This window comes from Anaerobacillus sp. QJM3NY_17 (assembly GCF_056173665.1).
Genome location: NZ_CM149685.1, coordinates 1,354,082 through 1,379,379, shown reverse-complemented (window position 1 = coordinate 1,379,379; position 25,298 = coordinate 1,354,082). Strand labels below are relative to the sequence as shown.

Sequence of the window (25,298 nt, the reverse complement as noted above, 5' to 3'; positions counted from 1 at the left end):
AGTCCATTCAAGTAAAAAAGAACAGACGGTTTGTCTGTTCTTTACGTTTATACAGCTTTATCTTTTGGCTTTTGTTCTTCTAATCCTCCAACTTCTTCTGACTCATCAAACTTCTCGAATTTCTTAGGATTACGAATGATTTTCATAAGAGAACCGAGAACGAATAGGGATAAGAATAGGGCCGGAACACCACCGAGATTGGCTAACATTTTAATTCCATCAATATTCGCATAGCTGATCATAATCCACGCTACTAGCGTTACTGTGATCCCCCAAACAACTTTTATGAGCACGCTTGGTTCAGGACTACTAGGTGTAATTCCTGTTGAAGAAATACCACCCATGGCTGCAAGGTTTGAATCAGCTGCAGTAACAAAGGATATAAAGACGATAAACACATAAATCGGAATCACAATTGCAGCAAGTGGTAGAGCATCAAATACCGCATAGAGAGCAGCCTCTGCACCTACTGTATTCATGATATTAGCAAGTCCAGCACCCGTCATCTCCATGTTAATTGCTGTTCCACTAAAGATCGTCATCCATAATCCTCCGAAAAATGCCGGTAGAACAAAATTGACGATAATCATGTGTTTCACTTTGTAGCCAAATGAAATTCTTCCAAGGAATAAAGCCGTAATCGCTGCCCATGAGAACCAGCTTGCCCAGTAGAACGTCGTCCACGATTGTGGCCATGGATCGCCAGCAGATGCACCCGTGAAAAGACTTTTGTTAAAGAAATTCGTAAAATAATTCCCCGCTGATTCTGTTCCTAAATTTAATAAGTAAGAAGTTGGTCCCACGATAAACATAAAGATGATAATACCTATAAAAAGTCTCATATTGATATTGGAAAGAACTCGAATCCCTTTCATTAAACCTGTAGACGCTGAAATAATAAACGTTACCATTAACGCAATGGCAATCGCAGCCCATAAGGTTGGTGAACTCGCAATTCCACTAATGTAGTTAACGCCACCGCCAAGGTTCAATAAGCTCGTTCCCATCGATGCCGCCATCCCAAGAGCAAGAGTGTAAAGGCAAAGAGCATCAATCACATTCGCCCATTTACCCGAAATGCGATTACCGAATAGGGGAGCTAATGTTGAACTTAAGCTAAAAGGCTTTTTCATATTATAATAAGCAAATGCAAAGACGATCGCTGGTAAGCAGTAAATCGCATATGGTGTAATCGTCCAATGCAAGTACATTGTAGAAAGTGAGAAGATGGCTGCTTCTGGACTATTCGGATCAATGCCAAGCGATTCTGGAGGTGCCGATACATGGTATAGTGGCTCAACAATTCCCCAAAACGTCAGACCTGCCGCAATCGTAGTCGTTAAGGTGATGGCAAACCAAGTCATTGGTTTCAACATCGGCTTCGCTTTGTCTCCGCCAATTCGGATATTTCCTAGTGGTGAGAAGTATACAGCAACACAGGCTACGACCATTAATAACCCTGCGATACTAAATAGCCAGCCAAGATTGGCAATCACCCAGTTGTTCATATTAGTGGCCGTCGAAATAAAGGCCTCTTTATTTGTAAAACTAACAATGGCCGCTGCAAGTAATAGAAGAAACGGTGGCCAGAAAACCGGATGCTTAAAACTTTTCATAACATGAACCCCTCCCATGAGATTATTCAATTAACCGTTACCGCAAGTAAAACTGTTGTTTCTTGACTGCATCCACCTTTTTTTGATATTTCTCTTTGGACGAGTCCGCATTGTAATCGAACGGCCTTTTACACCTTAAATCAATTCTGTATATCGTTCTGCATTGATCACCGGTTCTCTTTGAAAATCAATCACAGATCGACCTACATTCACGCAGTTGCAATCATGAAATGAGTCAAAGGCCTGGTTGATTTCATCCAAGGAAACGCGATTAATCACAAGTTCATCAAGCATAAACTTACCATCGAGGTAAAGCTCAGCAATTTTAGGAAAATCACGATATGGCTGGGTATCTCCGTAGAAGCTTCCTTTGATCACTTTTCCAACTCGGTGAAAACCACCCGCAGGCAGACTAAGTGACATTTCAGGATGAAAGGCACCAACAACTACAATCGTTCCACCTTTACGAGTTGCATTCCAGGCGTTAGCGGTAGCAGCTGTATGTCCTGAGCAGTCGATCGCATAATGAACACCAAATCCGTTCGTTATCGCACGAATCATTTCAGGTGCATCCCCCTCGCTCACGTTCACAGTATGTGTAGCCCCAAATTGCTTCGCGATTTCAAGGTTCGCTGGCTTCATATCACAGGCAATGATTTTCGAAGCACCGGCGATTCTCGCACCTTGAATCGCATTCACCCCTACACCTCCGATGCCAAACACAGCAACGGTTGAACCGGGAGTTACTTTAGCGGCATTGACCGCTGCGCCATAGCCAGTGGCAACGCCACATCCGATCAGCGATGCTTGAGCGAGCGGCATCGCATCTGGTAATTTCACACAAGACATATCAGGAACGACGGCATATTCAGCAAATGTCGAAAGAAGAGAATTATGAAAAAGCGGAAGACCATCCTTACTAAGTCGAGAAGTTCCATCGAGAAGCGTACCGTTAAACATTGGGCCAAAGGCTGACTCACAAAGATGAATAGCACCAGTGACACAAAACTCACACGTCCCGCAGTAGGGAACCCAGCTTAGCGCTACTTTGTCACCAGGTTTAACCGTCTTGACGTTAGGACCTACCTCAACAACTGTACCAGCGCCTTCATGACCAAGAATGGTTGGGAACGGGGTCGATGGATCTTGTACGGCGTTGAGGTCACTATGACAGACCCCAGTCGCCGCAATTTTTACAAGGACTTCATTTGCTTTCGGTGAAGCTAACTCCACTTCTTGAATTTCAAGTGGTGCACCTAGACCCGTCATTACAGCCGCTTTCATTTTCATACTCTTTCCTCCGCTCTTTTAGTAAGCAACCCAGATTGCTTTTGTTTTTGTATACGATTGAAGCGAGTGCACGGCATATTCTTTGCCCCAACCACTTTGTTTCCAGCCTCCAAATGGACTAGCAAAGTCGTAGCAGCCATATTTGTTTACGAATACCATACCAGCTTCAAGCTTTTTCGCTACGCGATGCGCTCGAGAGACATCATTCGTCCATAGACCAGCAGCAAGACCATAAATCGTATCATTCGCCATTCGAATAACCTCTTCTTCCGAATCGAATGGCAGGATGCAAAGGACAGGTCCAAATATCTCTTCCTGTGCTATCGTCATACCGTTTGTCACGTCAGCGAAAATAGTTGGCTTAATATAAAATCCATTCGCTTTCTCACCCTCAATATCACGCTCTCCTCCGGCGACAAGCCGTGCCCCTTCTTGTTTTCCACTTTCAATGTAATGAAGAATACTGTTCATATGAGCCTCTGAAACCTGTGGTCCCTGGTCACTTTCAGGATCAAATGGATCACCACACTTGTATACGCTTGCATATTCACCGATTTTTTCAACTACCTCATCATAAACTGGGCGCTCCACAAAAAGTCGTGTTGGTGCAGAACACTTCTCGCCTTTATGGGTAAACAACCCATAGAATGAACGTTCAATCGCCCCTTCAAGATTTGGTGCGTCTGCAAAAATAATATTTGGTGACTTACCTCCTAGCTCCAGTGTGACTGGCTTCAAGTTCGAATCCGCTGAGTCATGAACGAGCTTTTTCCCAACTTCCGTGCTTCCTGTAAAGGAAATTTTATCAACATCCATGTGCGTGCTAATGTAAGATCCAATCGAGCCTTTACCAAGAATTAGATTTAGAACGCCTGGCGGTAATAGCTTCGCTTCATGAATGATTTCAACGAGACGAATCGCTGAGTAAGATGTCGTACTAGAAGGCTTCAAAACAACCGTATTCCCCATCGCAAGCGCTGGCGATAGCTTCCATACAGCCATACCAATTGGAAAATTAAATGGAACAATTTGACCACAAACGCCGATCGGATCTCGCGTTGTATAGCTTAAGAAATTCCCTTCCACCGGATTGTTTTCTCCATAATACTTATCCGTCCATCCCGCGTAATATTGGAAGAGATCTGATGCTTCTTGAACATCATCGTTATAAGCTTCCGTATAAAGCTTTCCATTATCTAGAGACTCAAGCGTTGCTAACTCATCCTGGTGTTCAATAATAAGGGCACTAATCTCGCGTAGAATCCTTGCTCTTTCTTTTCGCGTTGTTTCTTTCCATGTGCCATGATCGAACGCCTCTCTAGCTGCCGAAACTGCTTGATCGACGTCTTCTTTTTTGGCGCTATGGATTGAACCAGTTCGTTTTCCAGTCGCAGGATTAATGGATTCAATCGTTTCTCCGCTACTGCTTTCCACCCACTGTCCATTTATATAAAGCTTTTTTGGTTTCTCGAGCCATTGACTCGCCCACTCTAACTTTGGCTGCTTAATGCCTTCAAATTTCGTTTGAATGTTTTTCATATCAATATCCCCCATTTGCTTGTAGTTGAAGTAACCCATCTTTACCATCTGTTTTCATTGCGTTTGAGACAGCTTCATAACCAAAGCGTTCTTTTAAATCAACAACTAGCGGAATTGTGGTGTTTGCATAATCTCTGCACGTTGCTTCATTCACTTTTATTCCTTTTACACAACGTTCTTCGAAAACTGGCAGCACATTTGTCAACATTTGGATCGCATCTATTATCGCCATCCCGGCTACGCCTTCGAACACGTTAAGATCAAGCTCTCCATGCTCTAGTGCTGCCTGGACAGTACGATCACACCCAAGTACCTTGAAACAACATTGAATGAGCGTTTCAGGTATTACTGGATTTACTTTCCCAGGGAAGAACGATGAGCCCGCCTGTACTGCCGGTAGCGATAGTTCTCCAAAACCTGTTTCAGGACCAGAAGCGCGAATGCGTAGATCTTTTCCGAATTTAATCAAACCACTAGCCAGCTGCCTCAGCTCGTTTGATACATCTCCAAGGTCATCAAGATGCTGAGCTGCATCAAATAAATTGTCACGATACATTACGTTCCGACTCGTCGTTTCCCTTAAATAATGCAAAATGTTTTTCCGGTATCCCTCAGACGCTCCAATCCCAGAACCGATAACCGTTCCTCCTAGATTAATGCGGTCCATTTGTTCTGTAGCTTTTTGTAGTGACTCCATGCGGCGATCAAGTAACGCCACAACACCTGACATCGAATCTCCGAGCGGTACCCTCATTCCATCCTGTAAACAGGTGCGCGAAATGGTCATTACATCCGACCACTCATTCGCTTTTTCTCTTATGCTTTGTTGCAACGATCTCACAACAGCAAGGAGCTTCTCCAGTTGCCTTGCAATCGTAAGACGAATCGCCGTATGACAAACGTCCGAAGTGGATTGGGAAGCGTTCACATGATCATTGGGTTGCACTTCTTCGTAGCTACCAATCTCGTATCCAAGAATTTGATTCGCTCGATTCGATACAACTTCATTCACGTTCATGTTCGATCCAATACCACCTCCTCCGTGATAAGGATCAACTGGAAAATGTTCTACGTGCTTTCCGCTAATAAGCTCATCACATGCTGTAACAATGGCATCCTGAATTCGCTTCGGTAGCACTCCCGCCTCACCATTTGCAAGCGCAGCAGCCTTTTTTACAATGCTTAGTGCCTTCACATAATCAGGATAATCTGTAAGCTTTTTTTCTGAATAGCTTAGATTTGCAGTACTCCTAACTGTCTGGATCCCATAGAGAGCATCGCTTGGAATCTTGACAGTGCCAAACTCATCTTGCTCATATCTCATCTGAAAACCCTCTTTCACGAATAGGCGGTTGGATCTACCCGAGACTGACTGAATGCGATAGAAACAAATAATGTTTATGCTAAATCAATTAAAGCGTTTTCATTTTGCTATACGTTAAGAACATTCACACTCACGCGAACAATAAGTTTAAAAGTACATTAAATCCTCCTTGAATCTAACTTGAATTTCTCACTGTTATATAATGCAAGTATTGTGCCAACTTTTAAATCCTTATAACAGTGCGAATTGTTCCCCACAATTACTAAAAGTGTAGAAAAATTCTACACTTTAACTGTAGAAAATTCCTACAGTGTCGCATTTTCACACAAAAAAAGCACTGTTCCATTGAACAGCGCCTTACTTCTTCTTTGTGAATTTCGCTAATAGCAGCGCAATAATAATACAGGCGATGCCAAGCAACACAATATTATTTGATATAAAGTCCAGAATCACTCAACTACCTTTCTATCATAATCAACATCTAACAACAGCTTACCACAAAGTAAGCCTTCCATCAGAGAAGGAGGATGCTGTCTTTTGATGATGAAAGAGCCACTGGAAGCTCTACCCTCTAGTCCACTCTTAACAACCCTTGGTCTTGTAGAAAAGCCTTCGCGACTTTTCCTATATCCTGGTGCAAAACGTCCACTCGATAGTTTAGACTAATCATTTCTTCGTTTGTAATGGAAGCAGAAAGCTTTTCAAGTGGCTCTTGAATCTCTGGATATTGCTCAATCATTTTCCGTTGCACGACTGGAGCAGCATCATATGGTGGAAACGCTTTGCGATTATCTTCTAATACAACGAGGTGGTAGTCTTCAATGCGACTATCTGTGATCATTCCAACAGCTACCTGTACTCGAGACTCTTTTACAGCGAGACTCAGCAATTCTGAATCAACCGCAAGAAGCTGATCTTTGTTCACCGAAAATTGATACACGTCTTCTAAATGACTGAGACCGTCTTCTCTTATTAAATATTCGTCATTTGTCGCCATTTTTAATGATGGGTGTTCCTGATTGCTCATATACGTGACAAGATCACTGACCGAATCAAGTTGATGCTGCTTAGCAAAGGACTCTTTCATGATGAGCCCCCATGAACTATTAAAATCACTTTTCTCTAACCAAATAATGTCGCTTTTTTCATCTTCTTTTTTAACAGATTCATAAGCTTCGAGCGAATCATAACCTGGACCACTTTTATGATAAATCGTTTTAGCAGTGTTCGTGTATTCCCAATACAAATCAATTACTTTGTTTTCAAATGCATCACGAATGGAAGGACTATCAAGAAAGCGCATTTCTTCAATATCAAATCCTTCTTCCATTAAAAGAAGGGCAGTCATTTTCATTAAAAGGTATTGTTCGGTAAATGCTTTGGATCCAAGTTTAATAGTCAGATGAGCGTTCACTTTCGCATCTTCCTGCTTTATTTCTTCTTTTGACTGACAAGAAATAAGGAAAGTAAGGCATCCAACGATTAGAAGAAACCTTCTCATAGACTGATGCCGATTTTTTTCATTTTGTAAATTAACGTATGCCTGGCAATTCCAAGTCGGTCTGCTGCTTTCGTCTGGTTGCCATTTGTTTCTCCAAGCGCTTGTCGAATCATCTTTTCCTCTATATCTTCTAGCACCTCGGAAAGACTTCCACTGAAGTCCTGTGATCCTACTGGTTCATCTTTTGGTATCGACATAAGAGATGCATGCGCAAGGTCTTCTGGCATAATTGTTCCTTCTCGTTTTACGATATGAATGCGTTCAAGCATATTGAGTAGCTCGCGAATGTTACCTGGCCACGTATGACGGAGGAGAAGGTTGATGCTTTCCTCTGCTATATAAATTTGTTTCTTATACTTTCCATTTAATTTCTTCATTTGTGATTGAATGAAAAGGGGGATATCTTCCATCCTTTCACGTAGGGGAGGGATCTCAATTTCGATTAAATTTAGACGATAGTAAAGATCCTCACGAAACGTACCTTCCGCAACGGATTTTTTTAAATCCTTATTCGTCGCTGTAATGATTCGTACATCTACTGTGCGATATTCATTGCTACCTAGCTGCATCACCTTTTTATCTTCAATGACATGAAGAAGCTTCGCTTGCATGGAAGGAGAAATCTCTCCAATCTCATCTAGAAAAATCGTCCCTTTATCTGCAGCAGCAAATTTTCCGATTTTCGTTGTTGCAGCTCCCGTAAATGCTCCCTTCTGATAGCCAAACAACTCACTTTCAAGAAGGTGCTCAGGTATAGCCGCACAGTTAATCGATAGCATTGGGCCCGCCCCACGATAACTATTTGAATGAATCCAATGAGCAAGAGCCGTTTTGCCAACGCCACTCTCACCTAGCACTAATATACTTGCATCCGTATCCTTCACCTGACCTAGAAATGCCATCACACGCTTCATCTCAGGACTTTGAAATACAAATGGATCGTTTTCTTTTGGCGGAGCCTCTACCTTTGTATCGAGTTGTTTCATAACCAACTCTTTTACTTCTTCGAGCTCCATCGGTTTGTTCAAATAATCGACGGCGCCCAGTTTCATTGCCCCGACAGCACTCTCGACATTTCCATAAGCCGTCATCATAATGACCGGCACATCTGGCTTCAGCCTTTTCATTTCTTCCAATACTTGAAGACCCGTCATATCTGGTAGCATATAATCCAGAATCACGACTGCCATTTCTTTTCTTTTAAATAAGTCGATAGCAGTACTTCCCGTATGAGCCAAAACTGACGATAGGCCTGCCTTCGTTAATTTCCTGCCGATTAGCTTCGCAAGCTGCATCTCATCATCTACGATCAAAACGGTTCTCTCCATAACGCCACCCCTTTTCTATCGGTGGAACCAACAATGAATTGTTGTCCCCTCACCCTCTACGCTCTCAACCGTAAGATCGCCATTATTTTCTTTAATGATATCTCTCGCGATCGTTAATCCAAGTCCATTCCCTTCTTCCTTAGTCGAAAAGAATGGATCAAAAAGCCATTCAAGATTACTCGTCATAATGCCCGTTCCTGTGTCTCCGATAGCGACATGAACATATTTCTCGTCCTCTTCAATCGTAACGGTTAATGTTCCTTCCTCTTTCATTGCGTCTGTTGCATTAAGAATGATATTTAAAAAGGCTTGAATTAACTCATCATAGAAACCGACGAGGTCTCCGCTTGTCTCATAGTGCTTTACGACCTCTATATTTAATTCTTTTAGCTTAAATCTCACTAGATGTAGGACTTCATCAGTCACTTTCTTCAACTGAATTGGTCGAGCATCGGCTTTGTTCACTTTTGCAAAATTCAAGAAATTATTCACAATCGTCTTCATTCGTTTCACGACTTGATCAATATCACGCGATAATTCAAGAATCTCTTCTGAACTATTAGCTTCCTCCACTTCTTCTCTTAACATCTCAGAAGATCCTGTTAAAATCGCAAGCGGGTTTTTGATTTCATGAGCAATACCCGTGGTAATTTGCCCTATCAATGCAAGCTTATCATTTTGTTTCAACCGTGACTCTAGCATCTTCATTTGTGAAATATCCTGTAGCACAGCAATGCTGCCAATAATTTCATTCTGAGCATTGTAGAAACGAGACGTAGCGATATTCACAATGTGACGCCTTCCCTTTGCGTCGATAATGTAGCTTTCACATTCGATGCTAGGTTCCTCAGAGATTAAGGCTTTTAACAACATAAAGTCTTCATCTGTACTTTTAATTGGAAGTTCTGATAATGACTTTCCGACGAGATCATTTCTACTAAACCCAATAAGGTTTTCGAATTGTTTGTTCACATGCGTTACGATCGCGTGATCATTAATCGTAATCATGCCATAAGGGATTCCTTCAATCATGTCATTTAAGTAGCGTTCACTTTCTTCTAGCTGATGCTGCTTCTCATAATTACTATTGCCGACGGAAATGATCGTTCGAGTCAATTCTCCCACTTCATCTTTTCGGACACTTTGAGATGGATCATGCTCCTGATAAAAAACCTTCTTCCTATAATCCTTTGCATAATCTGTTAATCGAATAATGGGATAAACAATATTTCGAATACCGGCAACGATGAAAAAGAAAGAAAGAATGAGAATCCCGAGAAAAGATAACGTAAGCACTAGCGATAGTTTTCGAACGGGGGCAAAGGCAATATCTTCTGACACTCCGTAAACGAGACCCCATTCATCACGCAGTGTTTGATAAGCGATGATGCTCTGATCCCCTCCATAAGATGAACGTGCAACCCCTGAAACTTCCTCAAATATTTGCTCAGAAGGCAAATCACTTGAAATAGCTGTTCCGATTGATTGTTCATTAGTAGAAGCCACGACAATTCCTTCTGGATCAACCATCATCCCAAAATGTCCTTCACTCATGCTGATACTTCTGACGATTTCAGATAAATAATCCTGACTAAATTCTGCAATTAAAGCACCTTGAAAATCATTTTTTTCGTCAAAGACTGGAATCCCCACCGAAACAATATCCTCACCGCTAAAATTTTGAATAACACTAGAAACAGCATAATTGTGCGTCCATTGAATTCGATCAAACTCTGGATAGTGATAGGAGACACCTTCAAGCTCAGGGGCAAAAGGAGATTCAAATATGACGTTACTAGTGTCATCTAGATAATAGATAGACCGAATAATAGAGCTCTGGGCAATCGCCTGTCTGGATCGCTCATACATACGTTCCGCGTTAATTTCGTTTTCTTCTCCATTTCCTGCCATTAAATGCAGCTGTAAAACAACACTGGAAATTTCATTATTTACGCGCTTCACGATACTTTCCGTGTTCGCGACATTTTCACTAATAATGTCCTGCTCAATCATCTCTTCCGCATAGTTGATGATCAGCTGATAGATCATTAACGTTGGAATAACTAGAATGAAAACAAAAATCATGACAGATTTTCTTAAAATACTTCCATGAACTGATTCAAATAAACGAATGAGCTGTTTTGTTAAGGTTTTCATTCCATCCCACCAGTTGTTATGACATGACGAACTTGTCTCATTTAAATTCATCATAATCGTCCACTCGCTCAATTGGCAATAGAATATTTAGATATTATACCTTGCTCCCTATTTTCAACACATTCTTCCCCATCGGAACGAAAAGTAATGTTGCATTCGACTTCTTCCATTCATTTCCCCGGAAATGGTCAACTAAATTACAAAAGAATTCGCTTAAACTAGACAAGGAATTTTTTCCCCGCTCGACACCATTATCCCATTCTTTTACGGAACGTTATGTATAATGATGGCATCAACTTACTTCAGTAGGGAGGAATCTTATGAAAACGCTTCGTCACGTATTGGTGTTTATCTTATTACTCATCGTCACGTCATGTAACTTCTTAACTACTTCTGACTCATCGGAAAAGGTAGAAGCGGAGAAAGAAACGGTGGACAAGTCTGCAGAGGAAACCGTACAAAAAGACATTCTTTTTCAAGATGGCACGTACAAGTGGGAGAAAGATGGAGAAATCCATGGGGGTCTCGATATAACAGATTCAGCTTCTACTTCATTTACGTTTATGCTTCAATCCTATGATGGTCAAAATGTTGGAGAGCTTTCAGGAACTGCTGAAGTCGACGGAGAAATGGCTCATTTCACACACCCTGATAACGATGCTTGCAAAGCCTCGTTTGGTTGGAAGGAGGACCGATTAGCCATCGATACGAGTGAAGCGTGTGAATCAATGAATGAGAATAGCGCTTCTTTTACAGGCGTATACACTCGAATTGAACTGGAATCCAATCCGAAAGATGAAGCAGCGAACGAAGAAAGTTCTTCTGAATGGAAAGAAGCACTTTATATTGATCCTGCGTTCGATCAGGGGAATTTAAGCATATCAAACGTGACGAAGGAATCCTTTCAGTTTACGATCGACGTAAGTAGTGGATCGGATGTTGGGAAATTGAATGGTACAGCTACAATAAACGGTGATGAAGCAACGTTTGAGGATACGGAAGATCCGTCTTGTTCCGGTACGTTTATTCGAACGAATGACGTCATTACATTTATTGAAGAAGCCTGTCTTAGTTACCATGACGCAGCTGTTGGGTTTAATGGTGATTATACGATGACAGATGAAAAACCATTAACATCAGCCGAGAATACCCCTACTTCCTGTGAAAAAGCTCCGTTCCATTCAGAATTACTGAATTTTGCAGAGCAAGGTCACCTGAAGGATGCCTCCATTTTTCTTGGAATGTCTGAAGAAGCCTTAAAGAAAATAAAGCCAGAGATGACTTATGATGAAACGTTCTATGAAGGAACACCTGGATTCTATGATGAAAAGTACGCTTACTTAACTGCAAACGAAACGGTAAGTCATTTACGTTATAACGCGTTATCAGAAGGACCCGCTATCCCTTACACAGATGTCGTTTGTCAATTTGGAGAACCTGATGAGGTCGTCTTTAATGAACTGGATAACGAATATTTGCATGTATATCATACTGGTGAAAACAGACTTTCTTTCGTCTCAGAATCAAAAGAAGGTGACATTAAAGCAGTAGCGCTTGAAACCGTGCAAGCACAATAATCTAAAGGTTTTGAAACCAACATAAGGGTCAGGCACATCTGCGCCTGACCCTTATGTTGATATTTCACCAATTGGCTCATCGTACCATTCTCTCTAGCAATATAAATTATTATGTTTCCGCCTTACTATGCAATATCTACCTTATTTTTCTGGGTACAGCTTTTTCAAATATTCGACTGATTGACATATTAGCTCTTTAAGTACTTCAAGATCAATGTCCGCAAGCTTATTTACATAAACACAGGCCTTCCCTGTTGTATGTTTTCCTAATCGAGCTAAAGCATCCTCGCGCTCTGGTTCTCCTTGAGCGAGATACAAACTAATCTTAGCCTTCCTAGGAGAAAATCCAACGAGCGGTGCATCCCCCTCATGTCCCGTAGCGTATTTATAATGATAACTTCCGAACCCAATAATACTTGGTCCCCACATTTTCGCTTCATACCCTGTCGTTTCAGTAAAAAGATCTAACAAACGATAGCCATCCTCCCGCTTCTTTGGATGATCAACGCTTTCGATGAATTCAATCACACTGTTATCCGTTTCTTTCGTTTTCAGTTCATACATCAAAATACCCCCTTTATTTCTTCACCTTTCACTTACTATTTACTCCGCCCTTTCGTTAATTCCTTTTTATTTTCCTTAGTTCAACAATCGCAAATTTCGAAAGCTTATTACTGCTATGCCCTTACAAGTAAAGATGTATCAAAAGCATTTCTTTTATTACCGTTTCATGTTTCTTATCGAAAATCAGTTAGGAAACGAGTAAATCGGGAACGTTCCTTTTTATAGTCATACCAAACTTTAGTTGATACTTACATCTCGGAGGTATAACCATGTTTACTTTAAATGATATTCCCATGTTCTTTGTGAATTTCTTCATTATTCTACCAATTGTCACTCTTGTCCATGAAGCGGGTCACGTGCTCATAGCGCGGCTATTTGGAGGCAAAGTGAAATTTTGCATCGGTACAGGACGCACGCTCTTTCATATAGGACCGCTGGAAATTAGAAGAAAGTATTTCATGGAAGGCTGGTGCCAATACGAAGAATTAACCTACAACAAAACGTGGGCACACGTTGCGATCTATTTAGGTGGCAGTCTATTTAATCTCATTGTGATTTTAATCATTAACTACTTGATTACCTCAAACACAATACCTGTAACGCTGTTTTTCTATCAGTTCACATATTTCTCTATCTACTTTATTTTCTTCTCACTTATGCCCTTCCGTAATGACAATGGCAGACCTAGTGATGGGATGGCCGTATTCGATGTTCTTCGATACGGAAAATCCGTCGATCCAATTGATTAAACGTAAAGGATAAAAGCCAAATTCTGTTCTCACACAGAATCTGGCTTTTTTTCATATCGCACCATCATTCTCACCTTTACCGAAATAAAAACCTCATGCCTACTCATACCGCCATGTATCTCTTCGAAGAATTGTAGTAAAATAAAAGTAGAAGAAAACGAAGGGGTGATCACTTGACTAGCAAGATGAATCAGCTGTTCGAGGAGCAAAAAAGTGTTCATGTGCTTTATGCCTACCATGGGATGAAGAATTACCTCGAACAAGTCGTTAGTTATACTGAAAAAGGAGTCGCGAACGGAGATTACGTCATCTTAATCGAAAATGATCGCCTGTATCCGATGATTGAGAAAGAATTAACCTCAAGGTTAACGGCTAACGAAATGAAGTTTGTCCACAGAGTGAACAGCTTCGACTTTTACTTTTCTAGCGGCAGTTATCATCCTCCTGCTATTCATGAATATTTCAAAAAGACCGTTCAACCTTATGTGGAATCTAATCTCTCCTTCCGCTCATGGGCACATGTGGAATGGGCCTCGATGGAAGACCCTCTTCACCTTATAGAAGACTTCGAAAAAATTGTAGACGAAGCAGTTAACGATCTTTCCTTCCCTCTTATTTGTGCATACGATGGAGAAAGAATGCCTGATTACCTCATTAACATTTTGATGGAAACTCACCCTTACGTGTTAATGGAAGAAGAATTTTTCACTTCAAAACAATATTTAGCTTAAATAGAAATGCACCCCTCTAAGAAAATCTCAGAGTGGTGCATTACCTTTGGTATGGCTAAGATATTAGACGTTGATTCTTTCATTCGTCTCCATTGTTTTCACATTTACTTCAAAAGCATCTGGATATTTAATACCAAGGCCCGTATTTAAACAAATAACCTGTTCATTTTCTTTGATCCAATTTCGTTCCCTTAATCTTTCCGCAGCAGCGAATGTACTCGCTCCTTCGGGACAAATAAATTGCCCTTCTAACGCAGCAACTTCTCGCTGAGAGATTCGAATATCTTCTTCAGAAACAGCAACGGCACACCCGTCTGTTTGATAGATCGCATCCAATACAAGAAAGTCTCCGATCGCTTTAGGTACATTGATACCAAACGCATGCGTCGTTGAATTTTCCCAGAACTCAGACTCAGTTTTTCCTTCTTCGAATGCCTTCACAATAGGGGCACACCCCTCCGATTGCACAGCAACTAATCTTGGAAGCTTTTGATCCTTAATCCAACCAAGCTTCTGAAGCTCAAGAAACGCTTTATAGATCCCAATAAGACCAACGCCACCGCCTGTTGGATAAAGAATTACATCAGGAAGCTCCCAATTCAGCTGTTCCGCTATTTCATACCCCATCGTTTTTTTACCTTCAATGCGATAGGGCTCTTTTAGGGTAGATGCATCATAAAATCCTTGCTCTTTCACGAGATCACCAACTATTTTACCAGCGTCACTTATTAACCCGTTGACTAGATAAAGATGAGCACCAGAAATACTCACTTCTTTTCTCGTAATCTCAGGTGCGTCAACAGGCATAACGATATGAGCGTCCAACCCAGCCTTTGCTGCATAAAGTGACCAGGCAGCTCCAGCATTTCCATTTGTCGGCATCGCAAGGTTCTGAACGCCAAGCTCCTTTGCCTTCGAAATGCCGACTGCCGCTCCCCGAGCTTTAAATGAACCCGTCGGCACCATTCCCTCGTCTTTTATGTATAAGTTTGAGAGATTCATTTTCTGACCAAGGGATGGTAGTGGCAGGAAAGGGGTCAACCCTTCTTCAAAACTAACTTTATTCTTTTCTTCTTTAACCGGAAGTAATTCATGATAGCGCCAGAGCGACTGTTCTCGTCCGGCAATCATTTCCTTTGTAAGACACTTTTTCACCTCATCAAGATCATATTCGACAAGAAGTGGTGAACCACAAACACAAAGCTGTTGAATCGTATCTGAATCATATGTCTCGTTGCACTTTGGACATGATAAATGACAAACCATACTATATGGCATTGAAGCACCTCCGACAATTTAGTAAAAGACGTGTTGAAACCCAAAGTTCACACGCTGATGAACTTCGGGCTTCATTTCGATATAACTAGCTATGAAAATCAAGTCCTGATCGCACTTCTTCAACATATCCTGCTCGAATCACATAATCACCGAAATGCTCATCTACCTCTTTTTCTTTCGCATAGTTAAATAGAATCGGTTTTAATGACGCAAGGATTTCTTCTTCGCCAATGTTTTCTTTATAAAGCTTGCTGAGACGATCCCCAACGAACCCTGCTCCCATGTACATATTGTACTTACCAGGTGCTTTCCCAATAAAGGCAATCTCCCCAAGCGTCGGACGTGAGCAGCTATTTGGACAACCTGACATGCGGATCACGATTTCTTCTTCTCTCAGTCCCGCTTCATCCACGATCTCTTCAATCTTATCAATGAGAGAAGGTAAATATCGCTCTGCTTCTGCCATCGCTAGACCGCATGTTGGGAACGCCACGCAAGCCATCGAATTACGGCGCAGTGCTGAATTTTGTTTCCCATCTGTAAGACCGTATGTTGCCACAAGCTCATCAATCTCTGCTTTCTTTTCTTCTGATACATTCGCTATAATGAGATTCTGGTTCGGCGTTAGTCTGAAATCTCCTTCGTGAACCTTTGCAATTTCACGAAGCCCTGTCATAATCTGATAATCTTCTAAATCCACAATACGACCATTTTGGATAAAGAGCGTTAAATGCCATTTGCCGTCACCCTTCACCCATCCATAGCGATCACCATTATGATCGAAGTGATAAGAACGAGCTTCTTCTAGTTCATAGCCCAGTCTATTATTCAATTCGTTCCGAACCCAGTCGAGTCCTCTTCGATCGATCGTATATTTGAAACGAGCGTTCTTCCGCTCTGACCGATTGCCATAATCCCGCTGAATTGTAATGATTTTCTCAGCAACATCAACAATCTTTTCGGGTGTACAAAATCCAATCATTCGGGATAGCTGAGGATACGTACTTGTGTCTCCATGCGTCATACCCATGCCGCCGCCTACCGCGACATTAAATCCTTGTAGCTTGCCATCTTCAAGAATCGCAATAAAGCCAAGATCTTGTGAGAAAATATCCACATCGTTTGATGGAGGGACAGCGACCCCAATCTTAAACTTTCTTGGCAAGTAATGTGGGCCATACATCGGCTCAATTTCCTCTTCTTTTCGATCAAGCACTTTTTCTTCATCTAACCAGATTTCATGGTACGCTCTCGTTCTCGGTAAGAGATCATCGCTTAACTTCCGTGCCCATCCATGCACCTCGGCATGAATATCCGATTGATAGGGATTGGCATTACACATCACATTCCGATTCACGTCACCGCATGCCGCAAGAGAATCCATCAGAACCTGGTCCATTGCCTGAATGCTTTTTTTCATATTCCACTTTAAGATCCCATGCATTTGGAACGTTTGGCGCGTCGTTAGCTTTAACGTCCCATTTCCGTATTGATTCGCAAGATCATCCATTACTAGCCATTGCTCTGGGTTAGCTACTCCACCAGGTAGTCGCACTCGAACCATAAACTGATAAGCTGGTTCAAGCTTCTGCTGTTTTCGCTCCTGACGAATATCGCGATCATCTTGCATATAGCTCCCATGAAATTTTAATAGTTTTGTATCTGCGTCTGGGATGGAAGCGGTGATGGGATCCGCAAAGCTTTTCACAAGCGATCCGCGTAAGTAATCACTTTCGTCTTTGATTTTCTCCATTTCACTCGGTTTGCCGTCTTCTGTTACCGTCTTTTTCGACATGATCAATCTCCTTCCCTGATGCGCTTAGTACACATCGCGCTGGTAGCGTTTCGCGTTACGTAGATCTGCAAGATAAGCTTCTGCTTCTGACTCACTGAAATTCCCCTGTTGCTCTAAGATGTTAACGAGTGCCACGTGAACGTCTTTTGCCATATACTTTTCATCTCCACATACGTAGACGTGCGCACCCTCTTGCAGCCACTCGTATAGTTCTTTACTTCGCTCGAGCATGCGGTGCTGAACATACACTTTCTCTTCTGAATCACGAGAAAACGCCACGTCCATACGAGAAAGCACCCCATCTTTCAACCACTTCTGCCATTCGACTTGATAAAGAAAGTCTGTGACAAAATGCTGTTCACCAAAGAATAGCCACGTTTCTCCACTTGCGCCACTTTCTTCTCGCTCTTGTAAGAATGCCCGGTACGGCGCTACGCCAGTACCTGCGCCTATCATAATGATAGGGGTGTCAGGATGATCCGGAAGTCTAAAGTTTTGATTTCGCTGCACATATACTGGGAGTGTAACCCCCGCTTGTGAGCGCTCTGCGCATTGGCCAGAGCATACGCCCGTACGAGCTCGACCATGTGCATCATACCTTAGTGCCCCAATTGTGAGATGAACTTCATCTGGATTTGCCTTTGAACTGCTTGCGATCGAATAAAGACGAACCGGAATTTTGCGCAGAACGTTTACAAACTCCTGTGCCGAGACGGTCCACGGTCCGTAGTCCTTCACCAAATCAATTAAATCTCTACCGTAAAGGTATGTTCTTAGTTCTTCGCCTTCCGCTTCAACCATGCGCTTAAGCTCAAAACTTGATGTCAGCTCTGCAATCTTCTTGAGCAATGGCTTTGTGAGACTCGTAATCTCATATGTTTTCGTTAAAGCTTCTTCAAGTGGCTGAACGTCACCCTTTTTGTTCACCATAACCTGTTCTTCTCGCTTCCAGTTCAGTTCATCGATTAGCTGACGGACAAGAGCAGTATCATTCTCCGGGTAAATACCAAGGCTATCACCCGGCTCATAATCAAGGTTCGATCCTTCAAGATCAAGCTCAATGTGCCGTGTTTCTTTATTCGATCCACGTCCATTCAAATTAACATTCTCAAGAATTTCGGCTTTGAATGGATTCGTTCTGGAATACGTCTGATTCGACTCATCAGGTTTTGTTTCAGAAGTCGATTCTCTCGTAGACTGATCTTCTTTCAATACTCCCGTCACGCCTTCGAACCACTCTTCTGCCGGCTCTTCGAAATCAAGATCACAATCTACACGAGGATAGAGCCTTGTTGCACCTAATTCTTCAAAGCGCTTGTCAAAATCTTTCCCGGTTTGGCAGAAAAATTCATAGGAGCTATCACCAAGTGATAAGACTGAGAATCTGAGACCATTTAATTCAGGGGCTCTCTTACTTTGAACAAAGTCATGGAAGCTTAACGCATTATCAGGAGGATCGCCATCTCCGTGGGTGCTTGTAATCAATAATAAATCTTCTACTTTTTTAAGCGACTTTGGCTTAAAATCATCAAGCGATGAAAGGGTAACGTTGTATTTCTCGTTTTCCAATCGCTCAAAGAAAGATTCCGCTAGTGACTGACAATTGCCAGTATGTGAGCCATAGAGAATCGTAAGCTCACGTGTTTTTGCTTCTTGTTTAGAGAATGCTTCTGAAGCAGAAACACCTTGAGCAACCGTCTCAGTAGCTGCCGCAGCTTCAGAGCTACCTGGTACGGAAAGGTATCCGCTCAGCCATATTTTCTGCGTCTCATTTAATGTTGGTAAGAGACGATTTAAAAGCTCCGTTTGTTCTTTGTCAAAAGGGCTATTCACAACCTGTAACTGCAATACTATCCACCTCACAATACTCAAATTTAATTCAATGTAATTAAAGTAGTTTACTCGGAATTAATAGCAAATTAATTCGTCTGCATTCCCCCTAACCCATTCAACACAAAAAACCTCTCTTCTCAAAACATAAGAAGAAAGGTTTGTAAGTACGAAGCCAGTCTTCTTATCTTTCAGGATAAACCTGCTGGATTTGGCACAGTATGAGATGAAGGATCATCTCATCGGTTGCCGAAGCTTCATAGGGCCAGTCCCTCCACCTCTCTTGATAAGAAATGTTGCTATCAAATTGTATATGACAATGATTGGTTCAAATGTTATCTCGAGATCGAATAAAAGTCAATATATTATTAGAAAATTATCATCATTCAATTAACTAAATGGCGATAACACCAGCCATCTTCATGAAAAATAATCCAAATGATTCAGGTCTTTTATCCCTGCCGTTGTCCCTCTTGTATCCTATTCCGCATGCGCATGAAATCAATCGTATTCGCCATGACAAGAGATAGAATCATAAGAATCATCAACCAACTGGAGTAGTCAAAAGGCAGCACCAACAAGAGAAAAGCTATGAAAGAAAAAACGCAGGAGCGAATGACATGATCTTTAAATGTGACGTTAACTTTTTTCCCACGTTTCCATTTCAACAAGTTCACCGCAATACCAAATATCGATAGAAGCATGCATATGACATACGCCCAGAGTGGAAGGTCGTAACTCACTATAAAAATGGTAGACGATAGAAACAGCGTCAATACCGTATATCGAATCGCAATTTCTTTATGGGTTAGCGAAGCAAAATCCTTCAATACATACCTCCTTTTGACGATGAACGAATTTGGCCATTTTTGAGATACACGGTCCTTATGCAGATGGATAAGCTGGCTTCATCTCATTTGAAATCACCTGAACCCAAGGTCGCTCTCTGTTCCACGTCACTTCTAAAGGGACGCCCATACTTTTACTAAGATGTTCAGCTGTTAACACATCTTTCTTCTTGCCATTCACTGCAATTCGACCATTTTCCATAATCATAGCGTGAGTGAATACGGGACAAATCTCCTCAATATGATGAGTGATATACAATATGGTTGGACCCTCTTCCTCTTTTCCAAGGCGTTCAACCTGAGCTAATAACTGTTCGCGTGAATACAGATCAAGTCCGTTGCACGGTTCATCTAGAATAAGAAGCTTTGGCGAAGACATCAAAGCTCTCGCTATCAGGACTTTCTGCTTCTCACCTTGAGAGCAAATTCGAAAAGGTTTACCGCGTAAATGAGCAATCCCCCATTCCTGCATCATCTTCATCGCTTGCGATTCTTCCTGTTCCGTCACCTGCTCATAAAGTCCAGCTGAGGCAAACTTCCCGCTAATCACAACATCTGTCACTTCCTGCATCGGAGAGATACGCTCAGTGAAAGCGTTGCTCACCCAGCCAATAGATTTTCTAAGTTCACTCAAATCAGTTTTTCCAAGACGATACCCCAATACTTCAACGACGGGATCATAGCGAAGCAGTGGCCAGATCGAGCCGTGAATTAACTGAAGTAGTGTCGTTTTACCTGATCCATTTAATCCGATAATGGCCTGATGCTGGCCTTTCTCTACGGAAAAAGAAATATCGGATAAAATCATCTGTTTCTCACGTGTGTAATAAGCATTTTCTACATGAATGATTGCCATACATCCCACTCCGTTCTTTGAAGAAAGTCATTCCAACTAGCGCTTTTTACATCGTATACCCGTTAGCAAATTCTTGAATCACTTCAAGCTCCTCTTCGCGTGAGTCTCTGCCAACGTTATGCTCATACAACTTTTGCATACGTGTAACATCACCATTGCACTCCTCAGTAATAGAAGCAACAGCACGTAAAAGGTTCACTTCGTTCTTAAAATCCTCCTTAGAGATTGCCTCCCCGTGTGATAAGATGAACCATTCTGCCTCAAAGCTTTCTAACTGATCAAGCAGTCGATTTGTTATGTTAACAGTGTAGTTGACTTTTTCTGAAAAAATATCAGGATAAAAGCAGTCTCCAAGAAAAAGGATTTTCTCTTCCTTCATATAAATCACAACCGAATCAGCCGCGTGATCGCCCCCAACAGGCTGAAGAATACACGTGACACCACCAAGATCAATCTCCATTTTCTCACCAAACGTTACATCTGGTAGCGTAATCGTAATGTCTCGAGAATCCACAAATTCCTTCTTGATCGCATTTGCACAAAATTCAATTTCAGTGCCTTCTTTCACCCGCTCATCCAACTCATCATCAGACCATCCTAATGGAATAAGCTTACTAATTTCCTCTTTCGTCTGATGCGAGGATAAGGAGACAGCATCTTTCAGCGCTGATAGTCCAAAGATATGATCCCAATGCCAATGAGTGAGCGCGACCATGTCCGGTTCCTTGAATCCTTTTTCCGATAGTTCTTTTAGAAAATAACGAGCATGGTCCTCTGAATTCCCAGCATCGATCATCAGAGACTTTCTATCTCCAATCACCATTCCTAGAATCGGTCGGTCCGTTTCGGAAACTGGTGTTTGATAGTAAAAGCGATTGCCAATTTGTTTAATCTGTTGCATTTATTGTCCTCCTTAAAATACAAACCTCGATGAAATTTCTTATTTCCATTTTATCATTTTGAAGTTTTGTATTCGTATTTTTTCTACTACATACAAAAATAGACACCTCCAAATGGAAGCGTCGTTTAGGAAAGGTGATTTTTTCGCATTGCAGTAGAAATGGAGGTGTTCGTCTTCTCTTAACCAAAGCCATCCACGACGATTTTCACTACCATCGGTCCAAGGATAATGATAAAGAGGGGTGGAAAAATAAAGAGAACCATAGGTATGAGCATTTTCACTGGAGCTTTCATCGCTTGCTCGCGTGCTCGTTCACGTCTCTGTTCACGAATGCGTGCCGTAATATTTTTAATAACTTTTGACATTCCGATTCCAAGATGATCGGCTTGAATAATCGACATCATCACACTTTGAAAATAATCTGAAGGAACACGTTTTTTCAGATTATAAAATGCTTCTCGTCGCGATTTCCCTCGCTTCATCTCATCTAATGCCTGACTAAACTCATCCGCAAGTGGGCCAGACTTTCTTGCACATACATTTTTGATCGCCCCTTCAAGTCCTACGCCTGCTTCAAGAAGTAGACTTACCATATCAAAGAAATCGGACATTTCCATATCGATTATTTTAACGCGCTGCGTTTTTTTCTTCGCTAGGTAAAACAAAGGATATCGATAAAATAAGAAAACAACCCCAAGTGCTAATACAAGTGTCATAGAAGCATTTCCATCCGTCACAGGCACCATAAGCAAGTAAGTTAAGAACCCTCCACCGATGCTGAGAAGAAGTTGAATAAGTCGGAATTCAACTGCCGAACGGTTTCCATATCCAGCCTCATGGAGGAGCATATCTAACTTCTTTCGATCCTTTCTTGCAAATGTTTTACTCACCTGTTCAATACCCATTCCCCAATATTTACGAAGTAGTGGATGGTAAGATCCACTTTCTCTTTTTTCGGTTTTACGTTGAATTTTTTCTTCCTTGCCAAAATAGTGCTCAACGCGAGATTCAAGAGCAAGTTCTTTTCGATAAACGGTTTTAAGAAGGGCAGCAATAAACAATACGAAACAAACCATCGTACAAAGCATAAACAGAATAGCAATCATTGGTTACACCTCAATCCGAACAATCTTTTGAATTAAAAACCAGCCGATGAATAGTGAAATCGCCCCTGTTACTAGAAGAAACCAGCCCAATGGATAGGTAAGCATTGGTTCAAGGTATTCAGGACTTACAAAATAGAGGTAGATTCCCATCACAAGAGGGAGAGCAGTAATGATCCAGGATGATAACTTTCCTTGTGCCGTCAGCGTCTTTAGTTCTTCGAGAATCCGGATCCTCCCTCGAATAGTATCTTCCATCGTATCCATAAGCTGCGCCAGGTTCCCACCACTTTTACGTTGTGCAAGAATAGCTTGTATAACAACTTCAAGCTCTTTATTTGGTAAACGTTCTAACAGGCTTTGAAACACGGTTTCCATAGGTATACCCATTCCAATTTCACGAACAGTACGATCAAATTCTGGACCAATCGGATCTGGCATTTCCTTCCCAATGAGTTGCATCGTCTGCACGAAACTAAACCCTGCCCTCATCGAGTTGGACATCGTACCAAGCGCCTCAACAAGCTGATAGGATAGTAGCTTGATTCTCTTCTTTGCTTTAATCGTGATATAGATACCAGGAATAATAAAACCGATCAAAAGCGATAGAATGCTAACAAACCATGGTACACCAAGGACATAGAGCAATCCAGCCACTGCCATCGCACTTAAAATGCGAATAACAAAGAACTCTTCTGCTTTTAATGAACTTCCCGATTGTTCAAGAGATTTCTTTGTTTTTTGGCTAAACTGTATGCCAGAAAATGCTTTTGCAAATGAACCAATCCATTTTCTAAATGTTTCATTCTTTTGCTTTTCCTTAACCTCAGTGACAGCGACGGCTTGTGGGATAAACCTCTTAATACGCTCATTGGTTTTTTTCTTTCTCATAACCCCTTTGGAAATCAAATAAAAGAGTAAGGTCACTGAAACAAAAATCACTACAAGGAGAACCCAATCATTCATTTCACCACACCTCTTTAAACCAAGATGATGAAATCTTGTAGCCATTTTGTTCAAGAAGTTCTGATACATTCGGTCTTACCCCGGTTGTTTCAAAATGCCCTACTACGCTACCATCGCTGTTTCGTCCCGTTTCCTTATAAACAAACAAATCTTGAAGAACAATGATGTTTTCTTCCATACCAATCACCTCGGTAATACGGGTGATCTTCCTCGATCCATCCTTCATTCTAGCCTGTTGAACAATAAGATCCAGTGCATTAGCAATTTGCTCTCGAATGGCTCGTAAAGGTAAATCAAACCCAGCCATCAGCACCATTGTTTCAAGTCGTGACAACATATCTCTTGGTGAATTGGCATGTCCTGTACTAAGACTGCCGTCATGCCCTGTATTCATCGCCTGAAGCATATCAAGCGCCTCCGCCCCACGGACCTCACCAACAACAATTCGATCAGGTCGCATTCTCAGCGCATTCCGGACAAGCTCTCGAATCGAAATCTCCCCCTTGCCTTCAATATTAGGAGGCCGCGATTCTAATGAAACAATGTGCTCCTGAGATAAGTTCAACTCCGCTGCATCTTCAATCGTTACAATTCGCTCATCATTCGGGATAAAGGAAGAAAGCACATTAAGTGTTGATGTCTTTCCCGAGCCGGTTCCCCCGCTAATAAAAACATTTAATCTCGATTGAACACAAATTTCTAGAAACTCCGCCATGTCTTCACTTAGAGTCTGATAATTTATGAGATCGTGCATTTGAAGAGGCGTAGCAGAGAATTTTCTTATCGTAAGGGACGGCCCTGTCAAGGAAAGGGGTGGAATAACGGCATTTACACGTGATCCATCAGGAAGTCGCGCATCTACCATCGGAGAGCTTTCATCGATTCTTCTTCCGAGAGGAGAAACAATTCGTTCGATCACACGACTTAAATGATTATCATCGCGAAAAGTTAGAAAGCTTTTCTTCAATTTTCCATACTGTTCATAATAAATGGCCTCCGCCCCGTTCACCATCACTTCTGAAACAGTGTCATCTTCCAATAAAGGCGTAATCGGCCCATACCCGAGCAATTCGTGCTCTACTGATTCAAGTATTCGTTTCTTTTCTTCAAAGGTAAGCCTTTCAGCTTCGTTATCTAAAAAGAGCTTCCCCCACTCTCGAATTTTCTTCGATTCTTCTTCAGCTTGAAACTGGTGCTTTTTTAGTTCATCTAGCAAAAAAGCTTGCAATTTCGTTTCTACTTGCTTGTATTCAACCGTATTCACGATCGGCACTTCTTTTCGTTCTTCAACTATTGATGTCTCTTCTTCAGCATATCGTTTGAAAAGTGACAACGAAATTCCCCC

General features: G+C 41.7%; 20 protein-coding genes and 1 riboswitch. Of the genes, 3 read left to right on the top strand and 17 right to left on the bottom strand.

The window, feature by feature from the left end; all coding sequences use genetic code 11:
- Nucleotides 1-47: 47 nt before the first annotated feature.
- The 7 genes from AC0VYV_RS07420 to AC0VYV_RS07390 all read right to left on the bottom strand — a co-directional run bounded on the left by AC0VYV_RS07420 (nt 48) and on the right by AC0VYV_RS07390 (nt 10,755).
- Nucleotides 48-1,616, bottom strand: coding sequence for a BCCT family transporter (locus AC0VYV_RS07420; protein WP_475368766.1), 1,569 nt, complete (start codon nt 1,614-1,616; stop codon nt 48-50).
- A gap of 135 nt (nt 1,617-1,751) precedes the next feature.
- Nucleotides 1,752-2,906, bottom strand: a complete 1,155-nt coding sequence (locus AC0VYV_RS07415; RefSeq protein WP_475373586.1) for a Zn-dependent alcohol dehydrogenase — start codon at nt 2,904-2,906, stop codon at nt 1,752-1,754.
- 18 nt (nt 2,907-2,924) lie between these two features.
- Complete coding sequence (locus AC0VYV_RS07410) at nt 2,925-4,445, bottom strand: aldehyde dehydrogenase family protein (RefSeq protein ID WP_475374706.1); 1,521 nt, start codon at nt 4,443-4,445, stop codon at nt 2,925-2,927.
- A gap of 1 nt (nt 4,446) precedes the next feature.
- On the bottom strand, nt 4,447-5,769 hold the full coding sequence (locus tag AC0VYV_RS07405; protein ID WP_475368763.1) for a lyase family protein: 1,323 nt from the start codon (nt 5,767-5,769) through the stop codon (nt 4,447-4,449).
- A 571-nt stretch (nt 5,770-6,340) separates the two neighbouring features.
- Entirely contained in the window at nt 6,341-7,183 is an 843-nt protein-coding gene (locus AC0VYV_RS07400; protein WP_475374705.1) for an ABC transporter substrate-binding protein, read from the bottom strand.
- An 83-nt stretch (nt 7,184-7,266) separates the two neighbouring features.
- The gene (locus AC0VYV_RS07395) at nt 7,267-8,598 is read right to left on the bottom strand and encodes a sigma-54-dependent transcriptional regulator (RefSeq protein ID WP_430241350.1); all 1,332 of its coding nucleotides are present in this window, start codon (nt 8,596-8,598) and stop codon (nt 7,267-7,269) included.
- A 15-nt stretch (nt 8,599-8,613) separates the two neighbouring features.
- Entirely contained in the window at nt 8,614-10,755 is a 2,142-nt protein-coding gene (locus AC0VYV_RS07390) for a sensor histidine kinase (RefSeq protein WP_475374704.1), read from the bottom strand.
- Between the two features lie 320 nt (nt 10,756-11,075).
- On the opposite strand from AC0VYV_RS07390, the gene AC0VYV_RS07385 reads away from it, so the two are divergent.
- Complete coding sequence (locus AC0VYV_RS07385) at nt 11,076-12,332, top strand: hypothetical protein (protein ID WP_475373581.1); 1,257 nt, start codon at nt 11,076-11,078, stop codon at nt 12,330-12,332.
- A gap of 141 nt (nt 12,333-12,473) precedes the next feature.
- Here the strand turns inward: AC0VYV_RS07385 and AC0VYV_RS07380 are convergent, their stop codons facing one another.
- The gene (locus AC0VYV_RS07380) at nt 12,474-12,896 is read right to left on the bottom strand and encodes a DUF1801 domain-containing protein (protein ID WP_475367035.1); all 423 of its coding nucleotides are present in this window, start codon (nt 12,894-12,896) and stop codon (nt 12,474-12,476) included.
- Nucleotides 12,897-13,165: 269 nt separating this feature from the next.
- Between AC0VYV_RS07380 and AC0VYV_RS07375 the strand changes: the two genes are divergently transcribed.
- A complete protein-coding gene (locus tag AC0VYV_RS07375; protein ID WP_283152497.1) occupies nt 13,166-13,645 on the top strand; it encodes a site-2 protease family protein in 480 nt (159 codons plus the stop codon).
- 173 nt (nt 13,646-13,818) lie between these two features.
- Entirely contained in the window at nt 13,819-14,376 is a 558-nt protein-coding gene (locus AC0VYV_RS07370; RefSeq protein ID WP_404682635.1) for an MEDS domain-containing protein, read from the top strand.
- Between the two features lie 63 nt (nt 14,377-14,439).
- Here the strand turns inward: AC0VYV_RS07370 and AC0VYV_RS07365 are convergent, their stop codons facing one another.
- From AC0VYV_RS07365 to AC0VYV_RS07325, 9 genes are all read right to left on the bottom strand, one after another.
- Nucleotides 14,440-15,654 carry a threonine synthase gene (locus tag AC0VYV_RS07365; protein WP_475374703.1) on the bottom strand — a complete coding sequence of 405 codons (1,215 nt, stop codon included), beginning with the start codon at nt 15,652-15,654 and terminating at the stop codon, nt 14,440-14,442.
- An 85-nt stretch (nt 15,655-15,739) separates the two neighbouring features.
- The gene (cysI, locus tag AC0VYV_RS07360) at nt 15,740-17,449 is read right to left on the bottom strand and encodes an assimilatory sulfite reductase (NADPH) hemoprotein subunit (protein ID WP_475367033.1); all 1,710 of its coding nucleotides are present in this window, start codon (nt 17,447-17,449) and stop codon (nt 15,740-15,742) included.
- A 24-nt stretch (nt 17,450-17,473) separates the two neighbouring features.
- The gene (locus AC0VYV_RS07355) at nt 17,474-19,297 is read right to left on the bottom strand and encodes an assimilatory sulfite reductase (NADPH) flavoprotein subunit (protein WP_475374702.1); all 1,824 of its coding nucleotides are present in this window, start codon (nt 19,295-19,297) and stop codon (nt 17,474-17,476) included.
- A 163-nt stretch (nt 19,298-19,460) separates the two neighbouring features.
- Nucleotides 19,461-19,572: riboswitch (SAM riboswitch) on the bottom strand.
- Nucleotides 19,573-19,731: 159 nt separating this feature from the next.
- A complete protein-coding gene (locus AC0VYV_RS07350) occupies nt 19,732-20,109 on the bottom strand; it encodes a hypothetical protein (RefSeq protein ID WP_475373578.1) in 378 nt (125 codons plus the stop codon).
- Between the two features lie 55 nt (nt 20,110-20,164).
- Complete coding sequence (locus tag AC0VYV_RS07345) at nt 20,165-20,983, bottom strand: ABC transporter ATP-binding protein (RefSeq protein WP_475367030.1); 819 nt, start codon at nt 20,981-20,983, stop codon at nt 20,165-20,167.
- A 46-nt stretch (nt 20,984-21,029) separates the two neighbouring features.
- Complete coding sequence (locus AC0VYV_RS07340; RefSeq protein WP_475373577.1) at nt 21,030-21,884, bottom strand: MBL fold metallo-hydrolase; 855 nt, start codon at nt 21,882-21,884, stop codon at nt 21,030-21,032.
- 179 nt (nt 21,885-22,063) lie between these two features.
- On the bottom strand, nt 22,064-22,990 hold the full coding sequence (locus AC0VYV_RS07335; RefSeq protein WP_430241332.1) for a type II secretion system F family protein: 927 nt from the start codon (nt 22,988-22,990) through the stop codon (nt 22,064-22,066).
- Nucleotides 22,991-22,993: 3 nt separating this feature from the next.
- Nucleotides 22,994-23,953, bottom strand: a complete 960-nt coding sequence (locus AC0VYV_RS07330; protein ID WP_475367028.1) for a type II secretion system F family protein — start codon at nt 23,951-23,953, stop codon at nt 22,994-22,996.
- 1 nt (nt 23,954) lies between these two features.
- A complete protein-coding gene (locus AC0VYV_RS07325; RefSeq protein WP_475374701.1) occupies nt 23,955-25,286 on the bottom strand; it encodes a CpaF family protein in 1,332 nt (443 codons plus the stop codon).
- Nucleotides 25,287-25,298: the final 12 nt, after the last annotated feature.

Coding starts and splice junctions, on each gene's coding strand:
- AC0VYV_RS07420 (WP_475368766.1), bottom strand. CDS start 1,616: ATGAAAAGTTTTAAGCATCCGGTTTTCTGGCCACCGTTTCTTCTATTA.
- AC0VYV_RS07415 (WP_475373586.1), bottom strand. CDS start 2,906: ATGAAAATGAAAGCGGCTGTAATGACGGGTCTAGGTGCACCACTTGAA.
- AC0VYV_RS07410 (WP_475374706.1), bottom strand. CDS start 4,445: ATGAAAAACATTCAAACGAAATTTGAAGGCATTAAGCAGCCAAAGTTA.
- AC0VYV_RS07405 (WP_475368763.1), bottom strand. CDS start 5,769: ATGAGATATGAGCAAGATGAGTTTGGCACTGTCAAGATTCCAAGCGAT.
- AC0VYV_RS07395 (WP_430241350.1), bottom strand. CDS start 8,598: ATGGAGAGAACCGTTTTGATCGTAGATGATGAGATGCAGCTTGCGAAG.
- AC0VYV_RS07390 (WP_475374704.1), bottom strand. CDS start 10,755: ATGAAAACCTTAACAAAACAGCTCATTCGTTTATTTGAATCAGTTCAT.
- AC0VYV_RS07385 (WP_475373581.1), top strand. CDS start 11,076: ATGAAAACGCTTCGTCACGTATTGGTGTTTATCTTATTACTCATCGTC.
- AC0VYV_RS07380 (WP_475367035.1), bottom strand. CDS start 12,896: ATGTATGAACTGAAAACGAAAGAAACGGATAACAGTGTGATTGAATTC.
- AC0VYV_RS07375 (WP_283152497.1), top strand. CDS start 13,166: ATGTTTACTTTAAATGATATTCCCATGTTCTTTGTGAATTTCTTCATT.
- AC0VYV_RS07365 (WP_475374703.1), bottom strand. CDS start 15,654: ATGCCATATAGTATGGTTTGTCATTTATCATGTCCAAAGTGCAACGAG.
- cysI (WP_475367033.1), bottom strand. CDS start 17,449: ATGTCGAAAAAGACGGTAACAGAAGACGGCAAACCGAGTGAAATGGAG.
- AC0VYV_RS07345 (WP_475367030.1), bottom strand. CDS start 20,983: ATGGCAATCATTCATGTAGAAAATGCTTATTACACACGTGAGAAACAG.
- AC0VYV_RS07340 (WP_475373577.1), bottom strand. CDS start 21,884: ATGCAACAGATTAAACAAATTGGCAATCGCTTTTACTATCAAACACCA.
- AC0VYV_RS07335 (WP_430241332.1), bottom strand. CDS start 22,990: ATGATTGCTATTCTGTTTATGCTTTGTACGATGGTTTGTTTCGTATTG.
- AC0VYV_RS07330 (WP_475367028.1), bottom strand. CDS start 23,953: ATGAATGATTGGGTTCTCCTTGTAGTGATTTTTGTTTCAGTGACCTTA.